A 6,433-nucleotide genomic window follows, 5' to 3' on the forward strand; every position below is an offset into this window, starting at 1 on the left:
AAATTTGACCTTTCGACCATTATAGCTTGTTTCGGGGCAGAAAACCAGCAAAAACATGGCTACAGAGCGAATCCCTTACTCTAGAGATTAATGACACTATCTGTTAAAATCAGGTTAGCGATCACTATACAGCCAACTCTAGGTCATCGCTCTACTCCAGATACAGTCAACGGTACAGCCATTTTCAAGCGAAAAATGTACCCAGTAGCCCCTTTTCAATTTTTTCTGAGAAGCGACCTGCGGTAAGGGTTTTGTTAATTTTTTAGTATTTCTGTATGCTGGAGTTTAGACTAAAAAATCAGACTGTAAAGTCTAGTCTGATAATTAGAACGCATAAAAAAAAGACTTAGCTTGTCAGAAAAGCTAAAAATAATGCTAATTTATTCATTAGGGGCTTTAAGCTGCCTCTTTTTTGTCTTTTTTCTGTCGAGTTACTGTCTTTTTGACCACTGGATAACGAGGTTTTTTCTTCCTTTTCTTACCCTTTTCCCAACCTGGGGACTTTCCGCGGGGTTTTGGTGGTTTGGCGGGTGTGCCTATCACGGCTAAAAGTCCCGCAAAGCCTTGTGCCACTCGTCCGGGGGTTAACTTCTCCAGGGGTTGAGGCTTCTGCCACGGCAGCGGGTTGTCCTCTATCATTTCACGAGCTAACCATAATTGCCAAGTTAAAATTGGCATCAAATTACTCCATCTCTGCCCGCTTTCTGTATTTCCCAATTTCGCTTTTGTCCAATGTAATCTTTGTTTAACAAATCGATTCCAATGTTCAATAGCAAAGCGTTTTAAATAAAGCGACCATAAGGACATTAAAGAAGGTTGTTCGGTTCCAATCCACGCTAACCACATTGGTTTGGCTTCTTTTTGGGAAAGTCCTTTCCCTTGGCGTTGAATCAAAATGATTTCCATCGGATGCTCCGCCGATTCATAGAAATGAAATTGGCTCCATTTTTGAATTTTAACGACTCCCCAAGTTGAATCATTGATTTCAATTGATTCAATAGGAATTGCCCAAGTTATGGGAGCAGACAATTTCATTTTATGTCCATGTTTCTTCGGTCTTCCTTTTCCTTGATAGGCAGGAGCCTTAGCAAAAACACAACGGTTAGGACGTAAACGCATTAACTTATCCGCATTTATCTCGGATGTTAGTTTTACGAAATTAGCGCACCCATACTCACTGTCCCACAAAGTTATGGGTCTTTCTTCGAGATGTCGGCATACTTGTTTAAGTTGTAAAACGGCTCTAGTTATTGGCGTTTCATGAGAAGTAATTCTCTCATGTCGTAAGGGCAATGCCCAACTGCCTTTTTCTTTTGGTATCCAGGCTAACGTACTGTAACCATGACCTAACGTAATTGGTTTTCCTGAAATAACTTTGGCCCCGTGTTCATAAGTTCTGTCTTTTAACGTTGGAGCTTCAGTTCTGGGCCAAGGTGTATGATCTCCTGCCAAGATTATCCGTTGTGATGGTTCGGAGCTGGGGATTTCGCTAATATAGAGTTTCATCAATTTGTTGGTTTTAGGCCGACAATCATCGAGAGCTTCATACAGGCTTGACCACTTTCGTCGAAATACTGGTGAAAGCGATAATTCAACCAAAGAATAGACATTTTTCGTGACAAGAATGGCATCCATCAACTCGAAAGTGCTATCTTTAGCTGGCCCTAGTAGTTGATAGACTTCATTTCTAAAATCCTGGAGTTTCTGAGTAGATTGATTCAAGTTTTTTGATTATTTGACAATTTTATCCCATTATCTCCTTTTTTTGACTCCCTGTAGTCTTCTTATCATTAGACCAAACTGTGCAGTTTGGTTGCAGGTTGAGTTAGTCTAAACTCCAGTGTATGGGGGAAGTCCAGTAATAAAATTTAACATTAACGCCAATTTTCCGCAAAAAATCGACCCGCCGTGAGGCGGGAAAGAAAAGAAAAGAGAAAAAATAGGGAATGAGGGTAAAAAGGGAAAAAAGAGAAAAAGGGTTACAGAGTCCTCCCGGCACCGCACACCACGCGAAAACCGAGGCTGTAGTAGAGGGAGACGCGCCCATCGACGTAGTAGCGGTAAGCGGAACGGCAGTAACTTGGATGGTTGCACCAAGAACCGCCCCGCAGAGGAGAACAATTATCATTCCCATTTTCTATCCAGACACTGCCATCCGTCGGCGCACCATCATAATTATCATGCCAGTCATCAGCGCACCATTCCCAAACATTGCCGTGCATATCGTACAAACCGAAGGCATTGGGGGGAAATTGTCCCACGGGAGTCGTTTCTTCTCGATATTCTCCTTTGGGTTCATCTGCATAAGTTTTAGTAGCATTATAATTAGCTAAATCTCCCGTGATAGTTTCCCCAAAGTGAAAGGCTGTTGTTGTCCCCGCTCTACAGGCATATTCCCATTCTGCTTCGCTCGGTAGCCGGTATTCCCTTCCCGTCAACTTGGATAATCTCCCACAGAACTCGATCGCATCGTACCAGTTGACTTTTTCCACGGGACGGCGATCGCTATCGGGACGGTCTTTAAAATAGGCTGGGTTAGATTCAAGGTCTTGTTTAACTTTTAAATCGGCACGGGAGGCGATCGCTTGCCACTGCGCTTGGGTAATGGGATATTTACCCATGTAGAAAGAGGGAAGGGTAACTTGATGTTGATGTTTTTCCCGGCTAAAGTACTGCCAATCAAATTTCTTCACCAGTCTTTCGATTTCCTCGTCTTCTGTTCCCATCATAAATTCGCCACCTGGGATGGCAACCAGATCGAGAATAACTTCGCCAGAGAGAGTTTCAGTGAAATATTGCGCTTGTTTAAGCTCTTGTTTGATTTCTTTGCCCCTACTGTTGATGGTAATAGTTTCAAACTCAAATTGATCTTCACTTCCTTGTGCCAAAGATTGAACAGTTCTAAATGATCCTCTAGAAGCCAAAGCTGCAATGGCATTTCTCACTAAATCTTCTCCCTCTCGATCTTGATTTCTTTGGGCGGCTGAAGCAGCCAAGCGCAATCTAACTAAAGGGTCTTGATTCGCTTCAATCCAGCGCCAATAAGGACTTAATGAAGCTGTCATCCTCGCACTGCGACAGATTTGCTCTGAACTCAATTCACTCTCATAGCCCCATTGAAGAAACAAGATTAAATTTGAATTTTCTTGCAGAAGTAATTGCTGTCCCTTTTTATCATCTTTATTATCAAAAAGCCTGAGAACTCTGTCACAGAAATTGCTATAATAAAAATCTAAAACAAGAGGCGCAAGATCGTCAATTCCTCTTCCTTGCTGCAATTTACTTTTTGCGTAAGTGCGGGCAGGTTCGGGTAAAGTTAATCTCCAGTCAGAAGCAGTAAGAGACTTTTCTGCCATTGAAAACTTAAGCAACTCCCCCAAAGCTTTCTGACCACTTCTTCCCCCAATAGCTCTAGCCAAATCACGACTCAAGCCACTCGGAAAGAAAGCCAATAAAGGAAATATATCTTGACCCTCTACCGATAACACTTCAAAAGAACGCTCTAAAGTTATTCGCAAGCTTCTTTCTTTTCTTTCTTCCGAAGAATAAGAATCAAGAATTTCCATCGGTTCAATGTTTAATTCTTCACACAATATCTTGAGAGTAAATTGATTTTCTCTCATATAAGATGCCGCTAGTTTTATAGGTAAGGGATAACCATCAAGAAACTTGATTAAAAGATTAAAATCTTCCTCCAAATCTTCATTATCTCCCCATTGAGCTTGTGAGGGAGCATACTTTCTAAATATTTTTATTGTTTCTGATACTCCCATACTGCAAACTTCTTCTTGATGGCAATAAAGAATGTCCCTGACTAGAGAATCACGGGAAGTCAGCAGCAATCTTAAATTAGGACATTGTTCTAATAGCAAGTTCAAAAGGTCAATTAGTTCATTGGATTCTTTCTCAATCAATCTATCCAAATCATCGAGAATCAAAAAAATCCTACTATTTCTTAATTCTCTCTCTAAAACAAAACTCTTTAATCCAAGACTCTGTTGAACTTTAGTAATTAGCGTTCCTACAGAATCAGTATCGCGCAAACTAATAAACCAAACTCCATCACGATAGCGTTCTCGTTCATGTAACCACCTACCAATGGCATAAGCTAAGGCTGTTTTGCCTATTCCTCCCATACCATGCAGGGCAAGACAGCGTTGTTCTTTTTCTACCAGAACTTTAATTACTTGATGTATTTCTTGTCTGCGTCCGACAAAGTTGGGATCGTCACGGGAAATATTAGTATTTGACCACTGGGGATAGATAACACTGCGAGAATTGGCTGGTTCTATGATCAGTGATTTATTGTGGGAAGATTGGGGTAATAATCGAAATTTAAAAGCTTCATAGAAATTAACTCCTAGCTCAAAAGTTTCAGCGTTAAAGATTGTTTTTAATTTATCATCAAGTTTAACTGCATTGCGACTCACTAAAAAAGCATTAACAATCTCATCTTGATTGAATAATGCTTGATAAAGTCGTTGCGAGAAGCATCGGGCCGCTACATCGAGAATTTTATCCTCAGCGTCAATTCCTATCACATGAGGCACTCCAGCTTTAACAAAAGCTAGGGCTAGTTTTTCTGAATGACAGGCATTTAATAAAGCTAATTGACAAGGTGGTTGCTTCTGATTTGATAAAGCAATTTCTAGTTCTTTTTCAGTAAAAGAACGAGTAATTCCCACCTCATCTTCTAACACTAGGGCTGTACTATCCACCTCTCTCATTCCATGACCAATGAAATGAATAATTAGTGGTTTGACCCGACTGGAAAAGGCATCTTGCAGCGTCTTGGATGTGGCTACTTTAACTACTATCTCCACTGCTATAGGATGAGATATATCCTCTAATACTGAAGCGATCGCTTCAATTTCTGGCTGAATTGCTAAATTCTCTACTGGTTCTAAGTCTTCTTTGAGTAGAGGGGCTGAAAATAAGATGAGAATTTGATTACTGAAGGAATTATCTTGTCGAGTAACTTTTTCTTCCCCTGTAATAACAGGATATTTTGTGACTACTTGCGAGACAACCATTCTACTATCTCCTCATCGGTAGCTTTACTAATATCTAGGGGAGGACGTTGGGGATGTTCTAGCCTCCCCTTTGGTTCTATTCCTTTTAAGCGCAGTTCTCGTCGCCAATTATTAATCGTCTTAGCGAATTTGATGCTGTATTCTATCAAATTGGCAGTAGCTGCTAACCCTCCAACTACTGTAGCTACAAAAGCTACGTCATCTGCACCTAACACGCGACTTGGAAATTTCTGTGCCTTAATTGAATTGATCAGTAAAGATGTTTCTAAAGAGTCTATTTCATCGAGAGGAAGTTGGGATGAAATCGTTACGCTACACAGGGGAATTTCACTCATTCGCACCTCCAATAAATCTAGCTTTGAGCAATACTTGTAGTTCTTTAACTTTAGTTTCCAACTCAGCTACTCGCTGACTCAACGGCACAGTCTCGGCACAGCCTAGGTATTGAGAGATCGCACTGACGATCACATCCGTCTTGGACGTGCCAACCCGCTCGACGTACTGGTTGAGTTCGGCGAGGAGAGGTGGGGGAATTCGGACGGCGATTTGTGGTTTGCCCATAACAGTTACATTTCTTCTCCCACCATGCTACCAAACGTATGGCTAAGTGTCACCCTTTTAGTCATTTTTCGCGGGCGAACGAGGCTCTCTTGGATTTGGTGGGTAAAATGTATTCTAAGATACATTCCTCCTGGCGAGGGGAACGAACCACAAAGACACGAAGGACACAAAGATTGATCGATCCTATGCAAGCTAAACTTATCACACAGAACTTAGAAGAGCCAAAATTCTCATTAGCTTAAAAGTATTCAGCAACAATTTTGGCTTTAACTTGGGATTTTGACCTAGATTTACCAAAAAAAGAATTATAGTTTGTCATAATCTTCTGGCTCTCTGTCTGAAACTTTAGCTAATACTTGTTGAAACTTATCCCAACTTCCCTGTTGTGCTTTTTCCTCTAGATAATCTTTAGTCATCCAAGAGGATATTTGGGCAGCTAATGCCATTGTTACCAGTTGCTCTACCGGTATGCTTTGTTTATTTGCTAAGATTTCAATTTGCTGATATAAAGCATCTGGAATGTTGGTGCTTAGTTTCATGGTTTGATTTCTCCTAGTATTTGTAGGAATTGTTTTGGTGTCACAACGGAAATTCCGAACTTTTCAACAGGGTTTAAGTCTCTTTGATTGTAACTAATTATAAAGCTCGCTTGGCATTTAAGGGCTAAATCTATCAGGAAGTCATCATCTTCATCTTTAGCTAATGGTCGCCACATATAAAAGATTTCGTGATGGTTAGCTAGATGGCAAATTCCATTAATAATATTATCTATGTCTTCATTATTTAAGCTTATTTGTTGTTGTTCTCTTTTTAGTATTTCTTCGTACTCAAAAACTAGG

The 6,433-nt window shown here is 40.6% G+C and carries 5 protein-coding genes and 2 pseudogenes; all 7 read right to left on the reverse strand.

The genetic code is table 11. From position 1 onward, the window contains the following. Window positions 1-396: 396 nt before the first annotated feature. The gene (locus IM322_RS18120) at window positions 397-1,722 is read right to left on the reverse strand and encodes an NF041680 family putative transposase (protein ID WP_287673032.1); all 1,326 of its coding nucleotides are present in this window, start codon (window positions 1,720-1,722) and stop codon (window positions 397-399) included. Window positions 1,723-1,979: 257 nt separating this feature from the next. Next, window positions 1,980-2,816, reverse strand: a pseudogene (locus IM322_RS18125) (formylglycine-generating enzyme family protein); the annotation flags it as partial. Window positions 2,817-3,743: 927 nt separating this feature from the next. Beyond that, window positions 3,744-5,033, reverse strand: a pseudogene (locus IM322_RS18130) (NB-ARC domain-containing protein); the annotation flags it as partial. Further along, on the reverse strand, window positions 5,015-5,368 hold the full coding sequence (locus tag IM322_RS18135; protein WP_287673033.1) for a hypothetical protein: 354 nt from the start codon (window positions 5,366-5,368) through the stop codon (window positions 5,015-5,017). The gene IM322_RS18135 and the pseudogene IM322_RS18130, both read right to left, overlap by 19 nt. Next, on the reverse strand, window positions 5,361-5,594 hold the full coding sequence (locus IM322_RS18140) for a YlcI/YnfO family protein (protein ID WP_287673034.1): 234 nt from the start codon (window positions 5,592-5,594) through the stop codon (window positions 5,361-5,363). The genes IM322_RS18135 and IM322_RS18140 overlap by 8 nt, the downstream gene beginning before the upstream one ends. A 305-nt stretch (window positions 5,595-5,899) precedes the next feature. Next, window positions 5,900-6,133: a hypothetical protein gene (locus IM322_RS18145; protein ID WP_287673035.1), complete on the reverse strand. Its 234-nt coding sequence runs from the start codon at window positions 6,131-6,133 to the stop codon at window positions 5,900-5,902. Then, window positions 6,130-6,433: PIN domain-containing protein (locus tag IM322_RS18150; RefSeq protein ID WP_287699097.1), on the reverse strand; the 304-nt coding region annotated here is incomplete at its 5' end. The genes IM322_RS18145 and IM322_RS18150, both read right to left, overlap by 4 nt.

The sequence above is a fragment of the Microcystis sp. M109S1 genome (genome assembly GCF_020247025.1).
Lineage (GTDB): Bacteria > Cyanobacteriota > Cyanobacteriia > Cyanobacteriales > Microcystaceae > Microcystis.